17 protein-coding genes are annotated in these 19,952 nt (G+C 52.1%); all 17 read right to left on the bottom strand.

Going from position 1 to position 19,952, the window contains the following annotated elements:
- Nucleotides 1-185: 185 nt before the first annotated feature.
- Nucleotides 186-404, bottom strand: a complete 219-nt coding sequence (locus tag IPM39_22585; GenBank protein ID MBK8988826.1) for a prevent-host-death protein — start codon at nucleotides 402-404, stop codon at nucleotides 186-188.
- 19 nt (nucleotides 405-423) lie between these two features.
- Nucleotides 424-1,506, bottom strand: coding sequence for a glycosyltransferase family 4 protein (locus IPM39_22590; protein ID MBK8988827.1), 1,083 nt, complete (start codon nucleotides 1,504-1,506; stop codon nucleotides 424-426).
- A complete protein-coding gene (locus tag IPM39_22595) occupies nucleotides 1,503-2,597 on the bottom strand; it encodes a glycosyltransferase family 4 protein (GenBank protein ID MBK8988828.1) in 1,095 nt (364 codons plus the stop codon). The genes IPM39_22590 and IPM39_22595 overlap by 4 nt, the downstream gene beginning before the upstream one ends.
- A 21-nt stretch (nucleotides 2,598-2,618) precedes the next feature.
- Nucleotides 2,619-3,137, bottom strand: a complete 519-nt coding sequence (locus tag IPM39_22600) for a hypothetical protein (protein MBK8988829.1) — start codon at nucleotides 3,135-3,137, stop codon at nucleotides 2,619-2,621.
- Nucleotides 3,138-3,143: 6 nt separating this feature from the next.
- Complete coding sequence (locus IPM39_22605; GenBank protein ID MBK8988830.1) at nucleotides 3,144-4,286, bottom strand: DegT/DnrJ/EryC1/StrS family aminotransferase; 1,143 nt, start codon at nucleotides 4,284-4,286, stop codon at nucleotides 3,144-3,146.
- Nucleotides 4,287-4,294: 8 nt separating this feature from the next.
- Entirely contained in the window at nucleotides 4,295-5,287 is a 993-nt protein-coding gene (locus IPM39_22610; GenBank protein ID MBK8988831.1) for a GDP-mannose 4,6-dehydratase, read from the bottom strand.
- Complete coding sequence (locus IPM39_22615) at nucleotides 5,271-6,572, bottom strand: glycosyltransferase family 4 protein (GenBank protein MBK8988832.1); 1,302 nt, start codon at nucleotides 6,570-6,572, stop codon at nucleotides 5,271-5,273. The genes IPM39_22610 and IPM39_22615 overlap by 17 nt, the downstream gene beginning before the upstream one ends.
- A gap of 1,945 nt (nucleotides 6,573-8,517) precedes the next feature.
- Nucleotides 8,518-9,669 (bottom strand): glycosyltransferase family 4 protein, encoded by a 1,152-nt coding sequence (locus IPM39_22620; GenBank protein MBK8988833.1) that lies wholly within the window; start codon nucleotides 9,667-9,669, stop codon nucleotides 8,518-8,520.
- Between the two features lie 57 nt (nucleotides 9,670-9,726).
- Nucleotides 9,727-11,088, bottom strand: coding sequence for a flippase (locus IPM39_22625; GenBank protein ID MBK8988834.1), 1,362 nt, complete (start codon nucleotides 11,086-11,088; stop codon nucleotides 9,727-9,729).
- Between the two features lie 680 nt (nucleotides 11,089-11,768).
- The gene (locus tag IPM39_22630; GenBank protein MBK8988835.1) at nucleotides 11,769-12,587 is read right to left on the bottom strand and encodes a methyltransferase, TIGR04325 family; all 819 of its coding nucleotides are present in this window, start codon (nucleotides 12,585-12,587) and stop codon (nucleotides 11,769-11,771) included.
- A 123-nt stretch (nucleotides 12,588-12,710) separates the two neighbouring features.
- A complete protein-coding gene (locus IPM39_22635) occupies nucleotides 12,711-13,616 on the bottom strand; it encodes a glycosyltransferase (protein MBK8988836.1) in 906 nt (301 codons plus the stop codon).
- 602 nt (nucleotides 13,617-14,218) lie between these two features.
- Nucleotides 14,219-15,424 (bottom strand): LysM peptidoglycan-binding domain-containing protein, encoded by a 1,206-nt coding sequence (locus IPM39_22640; protein ID MBK8988837.1) that lies wholly within the window; start codon nucleotides 15,422-15,424, stop codon nucleotides 14,219-14,221.
- Nucleotides 15,421-16,506, bottom strand: a complete 1,086-nt coding sequence (locus IPM39_22645; protein MBK8988838.1) for a glycosyltransferase family 4 protein — start codon at nucleotides 16,504-16,506, stop codon at nucleotides 15,421-15,423. The genes IPM39_22640 and IPM39_22645 overlap by 4 nt, the downstream gene beginning before the upstream one ends.
- Before the next feature lie 65 nt (nucleotides 16,507-16,571).
- Nucleotides 16,572-17,564, bottom strand: a complete 993-nt coding sequence (locus IPM39_22650) for a glycosyltransferase (GenBank protein MBK8988839.1) — start codon at nucleotides 17,562-17,564, stop codon at nucleotides 16,572-16,574.
- Nucleotides 17,565-17,567: 3 nt separating this feature from the next.
- Nucleotides 17,568-18,137, bottom strand: coding sequence for an acyltransferase (locus IPM39_22655; GenBank protein MBK8988840.1), 570 nt, complete (start codon nucleotides 18,135-18,137; stop codon nucleotides 17,568-17,570).
- Nucleotides 18,138-18,144: 7 nt separating this feature from the next.
- Nucleotides 18,145-19,290 carry a glycosyltransferase family 4 protein gene (locus tag IPM39_22660; GenBank protein ID MBK8988841.1) on the bottom strand — a complete coding sequence of 382 codons (1,146 nt, stop codon included), beginning with the start codon at nucleotides 19,288-19,290 and terminating at the stop codon, nucleotides 18,145-18,147.
- 217 nt (nucleotides 19,291-19,507) lie between these two features.
- Nucleotides 19,508-19,945 (bottom strand): acyltransferase, encoded by a 438-nt coding sequence (locus IPM39_22665; GenBank protein ID MBK8988842.1) that lies wholly within the window; start codon nucleotides 19,943-19,945, stop codon nucleotides 19,508-19,510.
- Nucleotides 19,946-19,952: the final 7 nt, after the last annotated feature.

A 19,952-nucleotide genomic window follows, 5' to 3' on the forward strand; every position in this document is an offset into this window, starting at 1 on the left:
CATTCTGACGAGTCTTCGAGGAAGAATCCCGTTATTGCTAACAAATTGGGATTCTTCGCTCCGTAGACTGCGCTCAGAACTTGTCCTGAGTCTCTCGAAGGAATGACTTGGACCAAATCGTGACCATTACATTTTAAGCGGTATCTACGTGTTTTCCGTGCCACCGTAGTGCCATCTGCCAGAAGCTAATTGCTCCTTGATTCAGCAACAGCATCCATGATGTCTTTTGCTGTTGCTTTTGTTTTTATGCCGGGCACAGCAAAAGGTGATGATGTGTCGGTTTTCTTTGATTTCAACAAGAACACAGCGCCATCTCTCCTGCGAATTTCGATCTCTTCTTCTTGAGCCAACAAAAGTAATTTAGCGAGATTTTGGCGAGCTTCTGAATATGTAAACACTTTCATACTGATTTACTCCAGGGTTTCAATACTCAATGAGGTAGGCAGATAGGCGGCGGGTGTAGTGGGCAAGGTTCATGTGGGCGATGATGCGGCGACGGCCGTTCTCTCCCAATCGTCGCGCTTCTTCCGGCTGCTGCAAGAGCTGTTCGATGGCTGCCCGCAGGGCGGCCGCGTCTTCGGGCGGCACGTAGACGCCCGTTTCGCCTTCCACCACCACATCCGTCTGCCCTGGCGTGCGCGAGCAGATGACCGCCTTTCCCATGGCCATCGCTTCCAACAAGGCGGTCACGCCCGCCTGAAAATTGACGTTGAACAGAGGCATTACCAGGAAGGCGCTTTGGGCGTACAACTCGCGCAGTTCAAACTGGGTGAAGCGGCGCACCAACACGTTGTCGGGGATTTCCTGATCGGCGGTGGTGTCGGCCCGTTTGGACCAGGGGCTGCCGGCGGCCACCACCACCTGCACATGCAGCCCGCGCACCGCCTGCATCAACGTCGGGTAATCGCGGAATTCCAGGCCCACCGCGCAAATAATGGGCCGGTCTTGTCCGTTCAGCCCCAGCAAATCCTCGATTCTGCCCGCCTGGTCCGGGGCAAAAAAGGCGTCGTCCACCATAAAGGGCGTCAAGACCACCCGGTCGCCGGGCACGTGCCAGCGCTGCTCGATGAATTGTTTTTGCCAGGTGGCGTAGACGAAAAAAACGTCAATGTGGCTTTGCAGCCGCAGCCAATCGAGAAAAATCATCTTTTTACCGACAGACAAGATGTGGACGATCATGAGATGGCGCGGCCGTTGGCCGAAGCTGGCGAACTTGAGCAGCAGCGCCAGGGGCAGCCCTACCTGCTCGCCATCGGTGAAGATGACGCGATAACGGCGGCGCAGGGTATAACACACCCAGGCCAGCACCAGATTCGGCCCGCCAATTTTTGCCAGCAGACGGCCGAATTTACCGGCGCGGCGGTGGGCTTCGGCATAATCCAGCAGGTCGGCGGGGAATTCGCGGGCCATAGTGATGTAGTCAGTTTCGGGGCGTTCGCCGCGGGCGATTTTGGCTTCTACGTCGGGGTCAATGCTGCCGGAGACGGTGAGGAGGACGTTGTTCATGCGGTCACCTTGCGGGCGCGGCTGGTTTGTTTGAGCAAATCGAGCAGGCGGCGGGCGTTGGCGGCGGCGTCGAAGGTTTGCTGGACTTTGGCCACGGCCGTTTCCCCCTGTCTTAAGCGCAGTTCCGGGTTTTGCACCAGTTGTTGCAGCGCGTGGGTCAGTGCGCCCGCATCGCCGGTGGGCACGAGAAAGCCCGTCGCGCCATTGGCCACAATTTCGGGGATGGCGGCAACGGCCGTAGACACCACCGGCAGCCCGGCAGCCCCCGCCTCAGACAAAACCATCGGCAGGCAGTCGCCATAGGTGGGCAGACAGAAAACGTCGGCGGCAAAATAGAGCTGCTTCAGCGGGTCGCTGTTGGGCTGCATGGCGTTGTAGACAAACAGACCGGGTTCAGCGGAGACGGGGTCGCGGGTGACGAGGTGGAGTTCCAGATTAGGAACGGCCGTGGCCCGCAGATTGCGCCACGCTTCCAACAGCAGAAACCCACCCTTACGCTCCAGATTGCCGCCAACAAACAGGATTTTCACCGGCTCATCGTGCAAACGGCGCGGTTCCGGGCGGGTCCAGGCCGTCACGTTGACGCCGGGTGGGATAACCGTCACCTTGTCTGGGTGAACCTGGTACTCGTCCACGACGCCCTCTTTGGCCCAGGCCGACCAGGTGACGACGTGATGAGCGGCGGCCAGACAGTCACGATTTAGCCGCCATTTCCAATCTTCCAGCCAGGATGGGCCGGTGGCGTGGGCGTAAAATTCGCCGAGGGAGTCGTACTGGCGGGGGGTGGCGTCCAGGGAGACGATGCCGGGGATGCGCTTGAGCCAGTTTTGGGCGAGAACGGCCGTTACCTGGGTATGAAAAAACAGCACGTCCAGCTTTGTCTGGCGCTGCATGGCAGCGATTTGCTGGCGCGCCTGCAAACCGGCCTTAAACGTCCAATTGGGCACAAGGCCGGCTAATCCACCCGCTTCCCAGGAAGGCAATCCCCAATACGCCTCGATGGTAGGGTCTTGAGCCACGTTTTGCTGCAAATTTTGCCCATGCGTAATGTGGCCCAACGCCTGTTCAATAATGAATCCGATTTTGACCAAGTAAAAAACCTCTGAGTAACATCAAGACCTGACAGGTTCCCGAAAACCTGTCAGGTCTAAAAGCGCAGGAATGGCAACCAGGGCGATACCGCCCATTTCCAGCAGAAAGTTCGGGTTGATCCCAATAAAACCACGATATAAAAAGGCGTCAACGGCGTGCAAAGAGATGGCGCGGAGCAGAGAAAATCCCGTCAGAAAAGCCACACCCACAACGGCCGTTACCTGCAAACGCGGCAACGGCCGTAAAAAACGCACGAGCAGCAGCAAGCCCAACCCCATCAGCAACAAGACGCCGCCGATAAGCGCCCACTGCAAACCACCCCGCGCCGCGTACCAATCACCGCCCCAAGCCAGGAAACGCCCCTGAGTCGTCAGGCGGCCAATCAGATTGAACTGCTTGTTGACGGCCAGAACAGCCATGCTGACGGCCAGAACCGTGTAAACCCGGCGCTGGGGGGCATCGCCCTGACGAAAACGCCAGACGCACAGCAGACAGAGAACGGCCGTTCCCCAATATGCAGCAACCGTCAGCCACCACATACAGGATTATGCCTGACTGTTCGCCCAGTCCAAAATGGCGTCAGCGACGCGATTGGCGTTGTCCAACCCTAATTCGGGGTAGATGGGCAGGGTCATGATTTCGTGGGCCAGCGTTTCCGTATGGCGCAGGGAGCCGGACAGGGCCACCCGACCTTCATAGGCAGCCTGGAGGTGGATGGGGACCGGATACAAAATCTGGGTTTCAATGCCGCGTTCGGCAAGGAAGGCGCGCAGCGATTCGCGCTGGGCGGCGCGTAAGACGTATTGATGGTAAACGTGCCCGGCTGTTTCTTTGACGGCCGGCAGCACCAGGGGCAGTTGGGCCAACCGCTGGTTGTACACCTGGGCGATGGCCTGGCGACGGCCGTTGTCGGCATCCAAATAGGCCAGCTTCACGCGCAGAACGGCCGCCTGAATGGGGTCCAGCCGCGAGTTGAGGCCGGGAATCAGGCTGATGTACCGTTCGCGCCAGCCATATTGGCGCAGCAAGCGCACGCGGTCGGCCAGGGCCGCATCGTTGGTGGCGATGACGCCGCCATCGCCCAACGCGCCCAGGTTTTTGGTGGGGTAGAGGCTGAAGGCGGCGATGTGGCCGATGGTTCCCACTTTACGGCCGTTCAGCGTGGCCCCATGCGCCTGGGCGCAATCCTCGATGACATACAAGTCATGCTGCCGGGCGATCTCCAGAATGGCGTCCATGTCGGCCGGGTGGCCGTAGAGGTGGACGGGGATGATCGCTTTGAGCGTACCGGGGAAATGGTGTTGGCTGTGGGCAACGGCCGCCGCCAGCGCCGCCGGGTCCAGGGTATAGGTGTCCGGCTCAATATCGGCAAAGACGGGGATGGCGCCGCAGCGTTCGATGGCCGCGATGGTGGCAACGGCCGTGTTAGACACCGAGATCACCCGGTCGCCGCTGCCCACGCCGCAGGCGCGTAGGGCCAATTCCAGGGCGTCTGTGCCATTGGCGACGCCGATGGCCTCGGCCGCACCCAACCAGGCGGCGAATTCTTGCTCGAAGCCGGTTACTTCCGGCCCTAGAATGTACCAACCGCTTTCTAAGACGCGCTGAACGGCCGTGTCTATTTCCGCTTTATGGGCTAAATAATTGGCATGAGGATTTGCCGGGACAATTTTGGTTTGGTTTGTCATGAGTGGTTTTAGTCGTTATCCAGGTAATTTTGTAGATTTTGCCGGTAAAAGTCGAGCGTCTTGGACAGACCCTCGCGTAATTTCACTTTGGGTTCCCAGCCGACGGCCTGGTTGATTTTGCTGTAGTCGGCGTAGTAGTCGCCGATGTCTATGCGTTTGCGGTCGGCGGGATATTCGCGCACGACAAATTCGCCGCCGCCATTGGCGTCTACCAGCAGTTGGGCCAACTCTTGCAGGCTGACAACCTCTTTGTCGCCCAGATTGTATATCTGGCCGTTGGCTTCGTCGCTAACGGCCGTGAGCAGCAGCGCATTCACAGCGTCATCCACGTAAGAAAAGTCACGAAGCTGCTCGCCGCCCCACACCTCGAACGGTTTGCCCTCTAACAGCAGGCGGACCCAAATGCCCAAAAATGTTTGCCGGGCGTCTTTCACGCGCATTCGTGGGCCGTAAGTGTTGGTCAGGCGCAGCGAACAGGCACGAATGCCATACACATTGTTATATAAGACATGATACCATTCGCCGGCCATCTTATTGATGCCATTCACGTCCACCGGGCGCAGCAGGTGATTTTCGTCCACCGGCAGGTAATCGGGTTTGCCGTAAATCTGGCGGGTGCTGGCAAAGACGACCTGGATATCTGGGCTGTATTTGCGGCAGGCTTCCAGGATATAGAGCTGGGCACGGCCGTTAATCTCCAGGTCGGCAAGCGGGTTGCTCATGGAATCCATGTGGCTGGTTTGCCCGGCTAGATTAAATAAAAAATCCTGCCCCTGCACCAGGTAGTGCATACTAAACTGGTCACGCACGTCCGAGATGTTCACCCGCACCTGGTCTTCGATGCCGCTAATGTTGTAGAGGTTGCCGCCATATTCGGGGATCAGGCTGTCAATCAGTGTGACCTCTGCGCCCAATTCCACCAGCCTGAAGGCAAGATTCGACCCGATGAAGCCTAAGCCACCAGTGATGAGGACTTTACGGCCGTTAAAAAACTTGTGCATATAATACTCCTATCTCAGCCAATATCGGCGCCATTTCCCGCACGCCGACAACCGTGCAAAGACCAAACACCGAATCAATTATCTTACGACGTTGCGACGGCCGTGTTTCCTGCTTCCTAAAACGCCGATAGAGCTTCTCAGCCCAGTCGTGGGCAATAACTTGCGGACCAAAGACATTCTCAACCCGCTCTCGGCCTGCACAGCCTAATTGTGTCGCCAATTCTTTGTCTTGCAAAACCTTTAACAAATTATTCGCCAGGGAATCAATATCACCCACATCTGAAAGAAGACCCGTCTCCCCATCTACAATGACCTCAGGAACACTGCCAGACCGAACGGACACAACAGGCGCGCGGGCGACCATGGCCCCCAGAAACACCAACGAAGATGCATCATGCTGCACCGGCTGACAAAAAACATCCATGCCAGCAAAAATCTTCGGCAGATCGGTACGATAACCGGCAAAGGTAACAACATTGTTCAAACCCAGGTCCGTCGCCGTTTGTTTTATAAGCAGATGATGATCGGTCCCAGGACTAGGCTGGCCAGCAATCAAGAGACGCGTCTTGGGCATTTGTTGGTGTACGATGGCAAAAGCCTTCAGCAATTGCACAAACCCTTTATCAGGGTCAAGCCGCGCTGCCCCTACCACGATGGACGTATCCTCAGGCCAGTTGAATTCCCGACACAGCCAGGCATGATCATGCGGTAAATCAAACATAGGAATGTCGGCCATGTGATGCATGGTTTGGATGTGGTGCGGAGGGATGCCGGCGTCAATACCAGTCTGTCGCACAAACTCGCAACTGGCATGAATATGGGGGTTGCGCAAGATCAAGCGATAGGTAGCCGCACCCAACCAGGGACCAATGAAATAGCAGATGTGAATGAGATGGGGAATACCCAGAATACGCGAAAACTTCTGAGCCAGAACAACTTCATGTCGCTGCTGCGTTGTATAAATGACATCAGGCTTTATCTCGCGCATTTTGCGATAGACAAATGCCAGTGTGTGTGGGAATCGGCGCAAAACCATCAGCGCGCGTTTTGCTTTTGATGGTCTGGGCTGGATAGATTGGTCCCGTCCAAAATCAATAAAAAATGCTCTGTCTTTGGGCAGGTTCAGACGCGCGTCCCGGGATGGATCCTGTGTAGCCGTTTGCCATATAAAGTAGCATTCCACTTTATCAGGGTCAACATGTCGCGCAAGACGACGATGAACAGTATATTCGTTGGCATCGTCACGTGATGCATGCAAGAACAACACACGAAGGGGCCTAGTCATGTGATCCTCCACTCATCCTTGATAATCAACTATATTGAAACAAGGGGTAAAGAACTGATGCGACTGTAGCAAACCATTGGATCGCTTAATAAAACTACTCAGAGTCACATGCTGGTTCCAAATATAAATAAAGATCGTATTGATACTTACTGTTACGACACCAAGTCAACTGCTAAAGTGAAATCAACGTTAAAACAAAAATTAAGATTAAAAACTTACAATCCATCTTGTGATCGCAAGGCGGGATGTGTTTCAAGCGTCGGGAATTGGGAAGATGGTAACGGCGTTTGCCTACCTGGAAGCGCCTAATGCCTGGTCATAGAGTTGCATTTGTTCCTGAGCAGACTTGACAATGTTGAATTCAGACACGACTTTTGCACCTTAAAAACTAATACGCCAAACAGCAAAAAAACGCCCATCCTGTCAACCTCTGTCCGGGCTGTGGCAACAAACCAGGTATCTCCAGCTTATCATCAGTTGGCTGGACAGCACATCACAACCAGGACTGAAAGGCTCAGGTCAACGCGGGCAGACGAAAGCTCGCGCACAAGCAGCGTCATGATTTCTTGCAAAGATTGCCCCTGAGCCAACCCCGCCGTAATAAACGAGCAGGCTCCACAGACTTTGGGCTTGAGTTGCTCGTCGCCAAGGAACGCTGCCGTCGAGGTCTAAGCTCGAGTTCACGTTGAAGCGTCTGTTGCAGGTCTGTATCCTGTTAGGCGGCGCACTGATGGCTGCACCACGGCGACCAGGGCATTATGTCGTTCAATAGCCGCGAAATTCCGTAATGATACTGGTCCAGCCCTTCAGCTTTACCTTCTTCATGATACGCTTCAACGGGCCAACGATGGCGATAAATGCGCGTCATGCAGCACACAGCCTGCCAGTGCAAGCGGTTGCTGATGAAATACTGGATTGTCGGATAGGTCAGCCCGACGATAGCTGATGACAGAGACGGACTTTACCAAAGTTGTGCGGCGACCGATGCGTACGGCGGTGGGTATAAGTAAGTCTCGGTTGTTCCCTTAAAGGTGATGGTCGTCGTTTGAAACGCAGGAGTTTGACCGGCACCTGGCCGCAAGATGTTCGCCTTGAGGGCGCTGGGCAAACTCCGAATAATCGTTTCCCGACCTGTTGCAGCGCCACTTCACCGCTCGCCCAAGGCGCCCGTAAAGCAAAGCCTTTCTCATCGAAAGCGGCAGAAGCTGATTTGTGTGTACCAACTATCAAAAGCGATAGGCGGCGAAGTCGGGAACTGTGCCAGCCATTGCTGGCACTGCTGCCTCAACCATGCGCAACTTGCTGTCGCACAGGTCAAGCTACGCCCGGTTTTTGACATTTCGTCGCCACACATAGCAAATACAGCGCCACTTGGTTGAATCGCTTTCTTTCAGCTCCAGCTTGCTTTCCTTCAACTTGATGTTCGCTGCGCGTAACCTGCTTCAATCTTGACCAGGTCAGCCGGTTGCCACAGCCAAAGAATATAGGTAATCCAGTTTGGTATCGCTGTAATGCAAACATCACCAGGTTGTGCGCATGGACAACACTTTTGCACATGGTCATACAAGATGGCGATCTTGTCAAAGTGGTGTCCATAGTGGAGTAGGTAACGTATCGTCAAAACTCAACACCCGTCTTTTTCAAGGCTGTACCGGTAGGCTGCTCATGACAGCTAAGCGACAACGATTGAGTTCGTCGAGCGAAAAAGACTCCGTTAGTAGACGGTTGAGCGAGCTTTGGTTACGGCTTTCATGGACAAACAATCGGTTGATTCCCTCAACAGTTTTGTTTTCGGAAACAATCAAACCGCTGATGTACCTTGAACTGGATGAAGGCATCGTGAAAAGGCCGAACTGAAATGTGGTGCATGAAGATGATCAACCAATCGTGAAATTCAACCAGGGAACCATAGTTCAGCACACTCCTGCGTAGTAAATTGCGCTATTCATCGCTTCCCCTGGTCATAGAGTTGCATTTGTTCCTTAGCAGACTTGACAATGTTGAATTCAGAATTGACTTTTTTAAGCGCCTCTTCTCCAATTGTTCTGGCTAATTCTTTGTCCTGCAACAAACGGATAATACCGTCAGCCAGGGCTTTACTGTTTTCCAAATCTACTAAAATAGCGCTCTCCCCATCCACAACCGTTTCCGTGAAGCTGGGTTCCTTGCTGGATACCAATGGTTTGCCCATTGCCATAAATTCTAACATCGCCAGGGATACGCCTTCATTGAGGGAACTCATGACGGTAACATCCATGGCTTCCATAAATGGCACTGTATCCTTTTGGTATCCAAGAAAGTGGACATACTGATCAATACCAAGATTTTTCGCTTGCGCTTGCAGTTCTTCAAGCAAACGGCCGCTGCCCACAATGACAAAGTTCACCGGCCCATATGTGCGAATGATGATCGCGGCGGCATCAATCAGGTATTTCTGCCCTTTTTCAGGGCTTAAGCGGGCTATATTGCCCACAACGGGAATGTCCGGATCGAATCCTAGTTTTTGCTTTGCGGCGCGTACATCGTGGTTGGGATTGAACCGATCTAGTTCAATACCATAACAGGACCGGGTTACTTTGTCAGGATTTCGGTTGAGTAGATCGAGTTGTTCTACATAACAGGCGTCAGAACCGGGCACAATTTTGTGCGAGAATATCTCATTGATTTTGGACCCGATTTTGACTTTTAGCGAGCCAATTTCCCAGAAGGAAGGTGGTAAATGTTCTGAGCGAATAAGGGGCAAACCGGCCAGCCGGGCAGCGATTGTGGTGCGTAGGGTTCGATGAGGGTTCGGCGTGTGAATGTGCACAATATCTATGCCTGCTTTTTTAAAGGCATTTCTAATGCCCATGACGTCTTTCCAAAATGAAATGATTGGCGTTGTGCCAGGGTCGGCCGGCCGCAGCATGGGGACTTGCATTTCTTCTACCAACTCAATAAATTTTTTAGGGCTTGAACGAAACGGGTCTTCATAACCGGGTATCATGACCATTGTTTGGTATCTGGCGGGATCATAATATTTGATCAACAGCAGCATAAACAACTCGATGCCCCCAAATTCATTTGTGTCGTGAACGAACGCCACTTTTTTTGTCATTATTTAACCTCACCCACTTGGCTGCCAGAATAATATAGAACAACCGAACCGTAGCTTTTAGGTTGGGTTTACTCGCTGGCGTTGCAGTTTGGCGACAGCGGAATCTTTCAATCCTTTGACGATTAATTTCTCGTCTTCACCGATGAGCCGCAATATCAGGGCGGCAACGCCATAACTGGTGATGCCGATTAGAACCGGAACGGCGATGAAGGCGTCTCTGAACCACCAAGTGGCTGCAATCATGACGATTCCGGCGGTCACTACTTTTATGGCGTAGATGGCGTTTGCCTTGTTGAGCGTGTGCGCTGGCAGCAGCCTTATGCCAGCGATCATCATGAAGGATTCGGTGAATATGAATACGATGGACGCGCCAATGGCGCCATTGTCGAAGGCCGCGTGGCTCCAGGGAACCAGCCATAAATCGAGTGGGATAACGGCGAGCGAGGCGATGGTGATGACCAGGGTCCAGGGGTATTGGCGATTGGTGGATAAGAGGGCTGTGCCAATGATCATATTTTGATAGGTCATGGTTAGAACAAGACCTTTGATTGCCAGCACCGGGCCGCTGCCGGCAAATTCTGGGCCATAGAGCAGGACAACCAACGGATTGGCGATGAGGAATATGCCAAAGCCGATGGGCACACCAACCAGAAGTAGAATGTCGAAGCTTCTTTGAACAAGTCTCTTGAGATTATCAGGGTCTCTGACATTTTCTCGCGATAGTGCGGGAAAAACGGCCGTCATCAACACCGTCGGCACAAATAGCAGGGTACCATACAGCACATCGGCTGAGCCATACCAACCCACCGTCCGTTCGTTGGCTAACATGGAAATGAGAATGATGTCAACTTCCAGGTAAAGGGTGATGGCCGCGCTGGATAACAAAAAAGGGAACCCTAGTTTGAGCATACTTCCGGCGTGTTTGAGGTTGATGCGGAAGCGGGGATGTTGCAGCGTTTTTACGTAGTAAAGCTGAATTAAGAAACTAACCAACCCCATGCCAATGTGGACAGAGGCTATTAAGAAAATACCGGCTCCCAGATAGACCAATGTCAGGGTAACGATGGTGTTGAACAACTTGCTGACAATGTTTGCCAGGGAGATATACTGCATCTTCTCCAGGCCCTGGAGCATGGCCTGGCAAATTGCGGAATACTGCCAGAAAAGCGTGCCCACGCCTATGATGACCAACATCATGACCGTCTCAAAGGGATATTGGACCAGATAGGCGTAAACTGCGACAACCACGACACTGAGCAAGAAGAGGAGCGTTTTCAGAAAGAACGCATTGCCAAAAAAATCGGAGATGCCTTCCGGGTTTTTGGCGATTTCTTTGGCCAGCAGCATATCTATGCCAAAGGTAATGACCATAGCCATGATGTTCCAGATGGCGACGGCCGTATAATATTTCCCCGTCACTGCTGGTCCCAAATATCTAGGCAGCACGATCATGATAAGCAGAGATAAGCCCCAGGTTACTAACTGGGATACCATTAAGAAAGTTGCGTTTTTGGCGATTGTTTTACCGGTTACATTCATAGAGTGGTTTGATCCTTGGATCGGGACGATTCATTTTGTTTGTTTGTTCTGTAATGCGGGCAGCAGGTTCATCCGGAACTGATGAGCTTTGCAATAATCTAACACCTAAGTTGTTACAATCACTCTTACAGGAATCGGTAACGAGCATATCATGCAAATATATCGGGCATAACAAATTTTCCCAGAGGGGTATACAGATCAACAACCAGGGGGTATAAATAGCAGGAGCATTGGTGTCTGTTTGTGAGGCGTCCTCTGGGGTGGCGGCGGATGGGGGAGAGGTATTCACGCACGAAAAATTCGCGGCCAACCTCTTTGTCGCCTAAGTTGCATATCTGGTCGTTGGCTTCGTCGCTAACGGCCGTGAGCAGCAACCCTGGTTGACTGACAAAACTCACATTCAGTCCAATTGACAACGGATTGGCAGGATTTATGGATTCGTTTTTCTCGACTACCCTTATCCGCAAATCCTGGAAATCCGTGTTCTGCTGCCTCTAAAAATAAGATTTGTCAGTCAATCAGGTAAGCAACGTGAACAACTGGTACGGAGTATGTTCTTTTTAGAATGACTTCCGGCTCAGGATCATCCCTCTCCAAGTAGTTTTGACTGGCGAGGGGAAGTTGTCTAAACTGTCGAATTCAGCTACGAGCTTCCACTCTTCAGGGATGTGAAGTTGAAATCGTTGTCTCGAAAAAATCCAGCATGGATAGCTGGCCGGGTAAATAACAGGCGGCACATTCTGGACGCACAATCTATCTACAGCGCCCTCCCAGAAAGGTGTGCGGTCAATGAGGACATAATCGCAAGGCAAAGACAACACTTGCTCTAAAAGCCGATAGGGATGCTCCAGGTAGTGCAAGACACTGCTAAGGAGTACCACATTGGGTTGTGTTTCCGCCAGGCATTCCTCAATATCAAAGTGGAATTTCAGGTTATCATCCTCAAACCACTGTCTACCTGTTTCTACATGCTGTGGCTGCTCAACTATATTCCAGCGAACCTTTTTTAAATGAGGCAAGAAGTGACGTTTTTGGAAATAAGCACTGCCTAAAGAGCCGCCAAAGTCTAGGACATTCAGGTGACCATCAGATTGTGCCGCCACCCACATCAAACCGGCGAGAACGGGCCAGGCATACTGTATTTCATCGAACAGAATCGAATCCATTTCATGGACTGCTTCATTGTTCTTGACCTTTAACAGAGCATCCCTGGTTTTTTCCAAAATATGCGATGCGTCATAGCCACTGCTATCTGCGACAGCTTCACTCCAACTGGAATAGTCCCCATGGAGATAAAGACCAAATTTCTTCCGATTTATAGTCCGATAGCCCTCCACAAAGATAGGTGGCGTGAGCAGTTTGATAAAGTCTTTAAACATTTTGCAGCCTCCAGGCTTTTTGTTGGATAGATCAAAATCATCTATTTTGGAGTACCCAGCAACAAGTCGTAAGGCCGCATTTGTTTCAGAGCAGCCTTTACAATACTAAACTATCAATATACTCTAATACTCATATGGATTAAGGTGGTACTTAACACACCCCTGAAACGTGCCGAATCGGAAAGCGATGTTGCGCATGACCAGGGCGAATTCTTCTTTCCTTCTGGTCTTTAACAGCCACCAGAGAAGCCGCGCCCAGCCATAAAAATAGACTGCCCATGAATGCCAAAAGCCAGTGTCTGCTTCTGGGGGCTGATATTTTTTTCTTAACAAGATGGTGTATTTGCCGTATGTACGCCACTGAGACATCATGGTTCTAAATTGTGGGCGGTGACGATAATACAACACAGCATCGTAAGCAAAACTTGGCCTGGCGCCGGCAAGCTGCGCCCTGAATCCATAGTCCAGGTCTTCGCCGGCTATCAAAGTCTCGTCGAAACCATTGATAGCTTCGTGGAACGACCGTTTAATGGCAAAGCTCCAACCACGCACTAAAATAAGATGGGGTGGGTATGGTGCGCGGTTGTCCTCAAGGGTTTCCCGGGCAGCGGCCCTATCCTTATTCTGCCATATATCACGCGAAATCCACGATTGCTGATTCAACTTTTCTCTGTCAATGCGACAAATCACTACATCAGCGTCTTCCAGGCTGGTCAGCAAGGCAGCCAGCCAACCAGGAGCCACCACATCATCGGCGTCACAAAAGGCCAACACGTCGCCCAGGGCCGCCTTCGCACCAGCATTTCGCGCATGAGAGGGTCCCTGACGCTCGAACGCTTCAACCAATCTCACGCGAGGGTGCAGGTTCATATAACGCTCAATAACCAAACGGGAATTATCTGTGGAACGATTGTCAGCCACAATAATTTCCCACGGCTCCGGTACCTCCTCCTGCTGCAGCAGGGCATCGAGTTGTTCGCTGATTGTCAATTCCGCATTGTAACAGGGAATGATGACGCTTACATTCATACTTGGTCTCCAGGTGTTACAGGTGACTGGTGGGTTTTTTTTGCCGTATCGTGACAAATGCGATCAACTGAGGCCGATGGGTAACGGCCGTTGACACTGGTATCGCCAGACGTCGGTAATCGCAGCACAACCAAACTCATTTCCAGACTCAGCATATTCACTCTGATTGGAAACAAATGAGCTTCGTAACAATTTAACACGTAAATACTTGCAAACACACTTACAGCATAGGACAGGATGCGCAGCAGCGCCAACGGTCAGGGGAAAATCAACCGGCAAAAAACGGATTGTGACTACGAAACTTTTTCAAGATAACGCCAAAGAGACACGCAGAATAGACGAGTCCAGTCTCCATGCCTTTTTGATGATTCCAGCAATTCTCAACTTGAAATCCAGCCGTAAGGGCGGGACAGGCGGTGCGACATTTTTGCCAATCACCAATGCCTTGCCTTCCGCCTGTCTCGCCCCTCTTTGGGTCCCATTGGACGAGACGGCGCGGGAAAATGCCGTTCGCAGCGGCTGTTACCTGTCCGCGCCGTCACGCCCCTACTATCACACCAGGGCAAATTGAGAATTGCTGTGATGATTCATAACTACTGGATTTAACCAGACGGGGGACGTGGCGTTGACGTAGCTGGCAGCTGGGGCAGCCATAGGGTTTTACCAATGCTGAGTACGTCCCCAGGTTCCAAACAATTGACGCTGATGACGACTTCCATTGAAACGTTCGCCCGCACAGCCAGGCTGGATAAGATGTCATTGGGTTGAATGGTATACCGCACCCAGCCATCGGGCGGGGATACGACACAAACAGGAGCATCGTCGCCTGTTTGTGAGGCGTCATCTGGGGTAGCGGTGGATGGGGGGGAAACGGCCGTGCTTTCTGGCGTGGCGCTTGTCCCTACAACAGTCGCACGTTCCGGCGCAGGGGTTACGTCAACTACGGCCGGGGCATCAGCAGTAGATGACGTTTGTGCCAACATGATGATCTCTAGATCATCAATGTAGATCGTGTTGTAAAACCCCTCATCGTTCTTAATATAAAACCCGGTGACATAATTAGCTACCGGATCATAAATCAGGTTATCAATCCAGACATAAATTTGCACCCAGGTATTCGGCGGGATGGAGCCGTTGATACCAAGAAAATATAGGCGCGTTTCCGAAAAATACTCCCCTTCAGGAAATTGCACAGAAGTATCGTCGGGCCGCCAATAGGCAAAATCGTTGCTGCTGGTAACAGTTACGGCCAGCTCGTTGAACTCAATATAATCATCACCACCGTTCAGCCAAAAGCTGAAACCCACTGTTTCTTCATAGGGAAAAGACCGTTCGGCTTCTGGCTCAATTGTAAAAAACAGGGTGGTGAAATCTACCAATGGGGTAAAGGCAATCGCTTTACGCCCGGCATGAACTTGCGTCGTACTCGCCAGGTCTACTTCTGCATCGGGATTATCCTGGACTACCCAGTCTTCGTTCAGAGCATCATCGTAAATGATGAAACTTTCGGTATTTAAGCTGGAGATGTCACGAGTGGGCGGTGGCACGGTTGCCCGTGGCGCGCTTGTGGGGCGAGGAGTGGATGTGTTACGCGCACTAAAATAATTGGCGACGGTAGGAGCGGCCGTTACCAGTCCATTGTCCACCGGTTCTTGAGTCAGACGGCTGCCATCGCTCAAAAAAAACGAATGGGTTGTTGGCGTAGCTTGTGGTACATAGGTTGACTGTGGCTCGATACTCCCGGTGGCGCAGCCGACCAAACTTGCCAGGAGAGCCACGCAAAAGATAAATACAGTTTGCGCTTTCATCCGTGAAACTCCCCGGCAGCAGACTCAACAACAATTTGAGCCACTCTGGCCGCATTTTGCCGGGCATCGAATAATTCTTCGGCGCGCCGACGAGACGCCCAGCCCAGTTGCTGGCGCAGGCCTGGGTTTGCGGCCAATTGCTGGAGGTGATCGGCAAGCGCATGAACATCGTCTGCCGCGGTGAGGAAGCCGTTTTCTCCCTCCACAACAATATCGGTCACCCCACCAACGGCCGTCGCAATAACCGGCAAACCCACAGCGCAAGCCTCTACCAGGGCAATTCCAAAGGCTTCTGCTTTGGTGGGCAAAACAAACAAATGGGCGGATTGATACAGCGCCATCAGTTCCGGTGAATTAGGCTGCATGGTGTTGTAAACCGCCACGCCGCGCTCTGGCGGCAGGCTTGTGCGTGTAACCAGGTGCAAGTTGGCGCATCCCTCTGGTAATAGACGAAACGCTTGTAATAACACATCGCCCCCTTTGCGATACAAATCACCCCCGACAAACAAAATCTGAAGCGGTCCGTCTGGCACGGCCGTTCCCGGCTTCCAGACATCCAAATCTACCCCGGGTGGAATCACCACAATTTGCTCGCTGGCAACGCCATAATCGGCCATCAGCGATGCTTTCGCCCAGGAAGACCAGGGCAAAACCTTGGCGGCATTTCTGAACAGGTTCACATTCGCCCAGTGTTTATACCGACTCAACAATCCACCATCGTCGGCGCGGTGACCATACTGTTCGCTCATCTCATCGTATTGAAGCGGTGTAATGTCGGTACAAAGGACGTAAGGTTTACGCCGAACAATGCTGCCAGCAATTGCTGCCGGCACCTGGGTGTTGAACAAGGCGACATCGTAAGTAGCGTTTTTCAATGCCTGACGTACTTCGCTGCGGCCGCTCAGCGTGCCAACCAGGTGGTCTGGCAGCAGCGGAAGACTAGCCAAAATTCCGGCATGTTGATAAGTGATTGGAATCCACGATACCTCAACGGATGATGATTGATCAATAAACCGCCGCAGGTTCTCATAATAAGCCCGGTGGCCTATATGTTGTTCCATGACAAAAGCTGCACGTACCATGTAGTTTCTTTCCGGCTGATAAGACCTGGCAGACCCTGATGCCCAGGTGATTCCTGACAGGTCGGTTATTGGCTTCGGTATTTGCGGAAACCGCTGAAGAATTCTTTTCGACCGCCCAACTGATCGGCTACTCCCTGATAGTATTGCAGATTAAAGATGCCGCTATAAGCGAACCGGGTAATACCGCGCCAATTCATTTTGGAGCCTGTCTGAGCGATGCGCGCCAACCCGGAAACAACGGCCGTACTGAGCGCTGTGTGACCCAAACAGACATAGGTAAGAAGTTGAATCAGTGGGTTGCGCTGCCAGCGAAATTCGTGAAAGATTGCTGGCAGCAGCCATTTCTGATCTTTATCCTTGTAAAAGCGAACGTCGTTACGGCCGTAATCGTACGGAATCTTGAGCCAGGAAGAAAAGCTGCGTTCGGCATAATGGTAGCCAATGGCCTGCGGATTGAATTGGAAACGCAGGCCACTTCCAGACAGGCGATAAGCCAATTCCACATCTTCGGCGCGCCGAAAAGATGGATCAAAACCACCATGGTCAAGGAGGTGCTGCCGGGCCAAAGAGGTGTTGCCGGTATAAAACTGCCTGGCCGATGGCTGCCAGCGCCCGCTGACTATGCTGTTGTACTGTTTTTCTAACATGGCCTGTTCCCATTGCACCCAGGGCAGCATCTGGAAAGCTGGCGGCGTCAACATTGGCCCTAATACCACAGTACGGCCGTCGTCGCTTTGATGAATCTTCAAGTGTTCCTGAATTAACTGCGGCGCAGGCACAATGTCGTCGTCAATAAACAGAACAATGTCACCGCTGGCCTTTGCCACGCCCAAGTTACGCGCCACCGCCGGGCCTTGATTCTCTTGTGTCAGGCCGCGCAAAGCGAAGGAAGCAGCATACGTTTGTAAATACGCCTCAGTGCCATCTGTAGAGCCATCAGAAACAACCAGCACCTCGAACTCTGACAGCGGGAAGGTTTGTTGCTCAAGCCCAGCCAATACCATTTTCAGGCGTTCCAGCCGGTTATAAGTGGGTAATACAACGCTAAGAATGGGCATCTATTATAGTTCTCGTATGACCTTAGCGGGCAGTCCAACGGCCAAACTGCGCGGCGGGATGTCTCGCGTTACTACGCTGCCGGCCCCCACCACGCTGCCGGCGCCAATGGTAACGCCGGGCAAAACAATAACGCGCGCGCCCAACCAGACGTTTTCCTCAAGGACAATTGGCCTGGATTCCGGCATTTCGTACCGCCGTTCCGGCTCCAAGCGATGAAAATTATTGTCCATGATGAGTACGTAGGTACCGATGTTGCAGTTGGGGCCAATGGAAATATGCTGATGGGCGGCAATGGAACAACCATAGTTGATAAAAGCGCCGGCGCCAATGGAGAGAGTGGCGTTGGGGGCGGCCACTATTTCCAGGGTGGCGATAGTGGACACCAGACGAACCCGTTCTTCAACGATGAGCGTCCCCCAATTGTGGATGACCGGTTTGCCCCATATCCGTACTTTGGGACCCAAGTGAGTAGCCCGGCGCAGGTACCATTGGGCGTAAATAACAGCCCAGCCATTTTGCCAAATGCCTGTAGTGTAGCCACGCCCTGTTTGAAGAATGTTCGAGAGTCCCATAGATATATTAATGCGATAGACGTGGTTTGCTGGTGGATTCGACCGACGACTCATTCACCAGGCTGGTGTATAGTTTTTCAAAGTCTTGGGTCATTCTTTGGGCATTGAAGTATTGGTAAACCCGGGTACGGCCGTATATGCCCATCTGCTCTCGTAATGCCTGGTCTTGGATGAGCTGCACAATATTCGCCGCCAACTGCTCTATATCATGCGGCTCAGATAGCAGCCCGGAACGGCCGTGTTCCACAATTTCCGGCACACCTCCGCTGGCTAACGCCACGATTGGTTTACACATAGCCATTGCCTCCACAAACACCATGCCAAACGGCTCCTCAAAACTGGGCAGTGTGAAGATGTCACTGTCGGCAAAAAAATGCCTGACATCGCTGCGGAAGCCGGTTACTGTCACCAATTCGGTCAGTTGCGAAGATTCGATCAGGTCCTTTAATTCAGCCAGATTGCTCATATAGGTATCCGGGCTGCCGACAATGAGCAAATGAAAGTTTTGCCCGGCTTCTTTGACTTTGGCCAAAGCGCGCAATAAGTCTGCCTGACCCTTGTAGGTAGCCAGACGAGCAATGGCAATAAGCAGCGGGGTTTCTGGTTCAATATGAAATTCGGCGCGAATACGGCCGTCGCTCACCACTTCTTCCCAGTTGGCGAGGTCCAATCCATTTAAAATAGAATGGGTTCTTTCTGCCGAAAACCCCATGCTGATGCTTGATTCTGCCACAAAATTGGAAACGCCCACCAAGGCATCAACCCTGCGCATCGCCCATTGCGAGAAGGGACTAAGCCAGTCTTCCACTTTTACATGTAAATGGACCAGGCATTTTGCCCCACACGTCTTTGCCAACCAATAGCCATAAAACACATCGCGTGGTTTTTCGCTGCAATGAATGATGTCTATTTTGTGTTTTCTCACATACCGAACCAAATCATAGGCTGTCTTGGGCAGCCTGATGATTTCCCGAAATAGATTTGCGTTCAATTTTGTTCGGGGGCGAGAATTGATTGAAGGGCCAAAGTTGGTTGGCCTTAGATACACGTCCGGTAGCTGGCTAAACGCCGCAAACGGCGAGGACTTCTCCTGCATTGAGTCTGGATTACAGGCAATATGCACCTCAAAGCACCCGCGATTCAGATAGTGCATAAGCCTTTCGTGTATCTGGGAATCGGCCAGGTAATAGGGTTGTGACTGCATAAATAATATGGAGATCTTCCCGTTGATCATTGTGCTCCATCAGCAGTGGTGTCTGCAGGCCAACTATTATATAGAGGTCAAATCAATGTTTATGTCTACAAAAGCGCAGGCGCAGGTGATGATGAACGGCCGTATGCGTTGGCAGAAAATCGCAAATGATGTAAACCTAATCCACGTCAAGTTCACGAATGATTTGGGCGGGGACTCCGGCTACCAATGTATTTGCCGGTACATCTTTGGTAACAACCGCGCCAGCAGCAACAACGGCCCCTTTGCCGATAGTGACTCCAGGCAGAATAATACAACGTGCGCCTAACCAGGCGCCATCGTGAATCACAACGGGGCTGGTCATTAATGGACCTACTCGACGTTTACTATCATCAATCTCGTGGGAACCTGTAAGAAAAAGGACCTGGTGACCTACACCCACATTATGACCGATAGTAATCGGAGCAGCCAGGTCAAAATGACACCCTACATTAAACAAACAACTATCTCCAATGTGTAGTTTTTCGTAAACATTCCCCACACCAGCTATCGTTGGCATCCCCATGAGTATGCCACTTCTACCAACCCGAAAGCCAAATAGACGAAGCAAGCGCATTCGCAGC

Origin of the sequence: Candidatus Leptovillus gracilis (assembly GCA_016716065.1) — a bacterium.
Classification (GTDB): Bacteria; Chloroflexota; Anaerolineae; order Promineifilales; family Promineifilaceae; genus Leptovillus; species Leptovillus gracilis.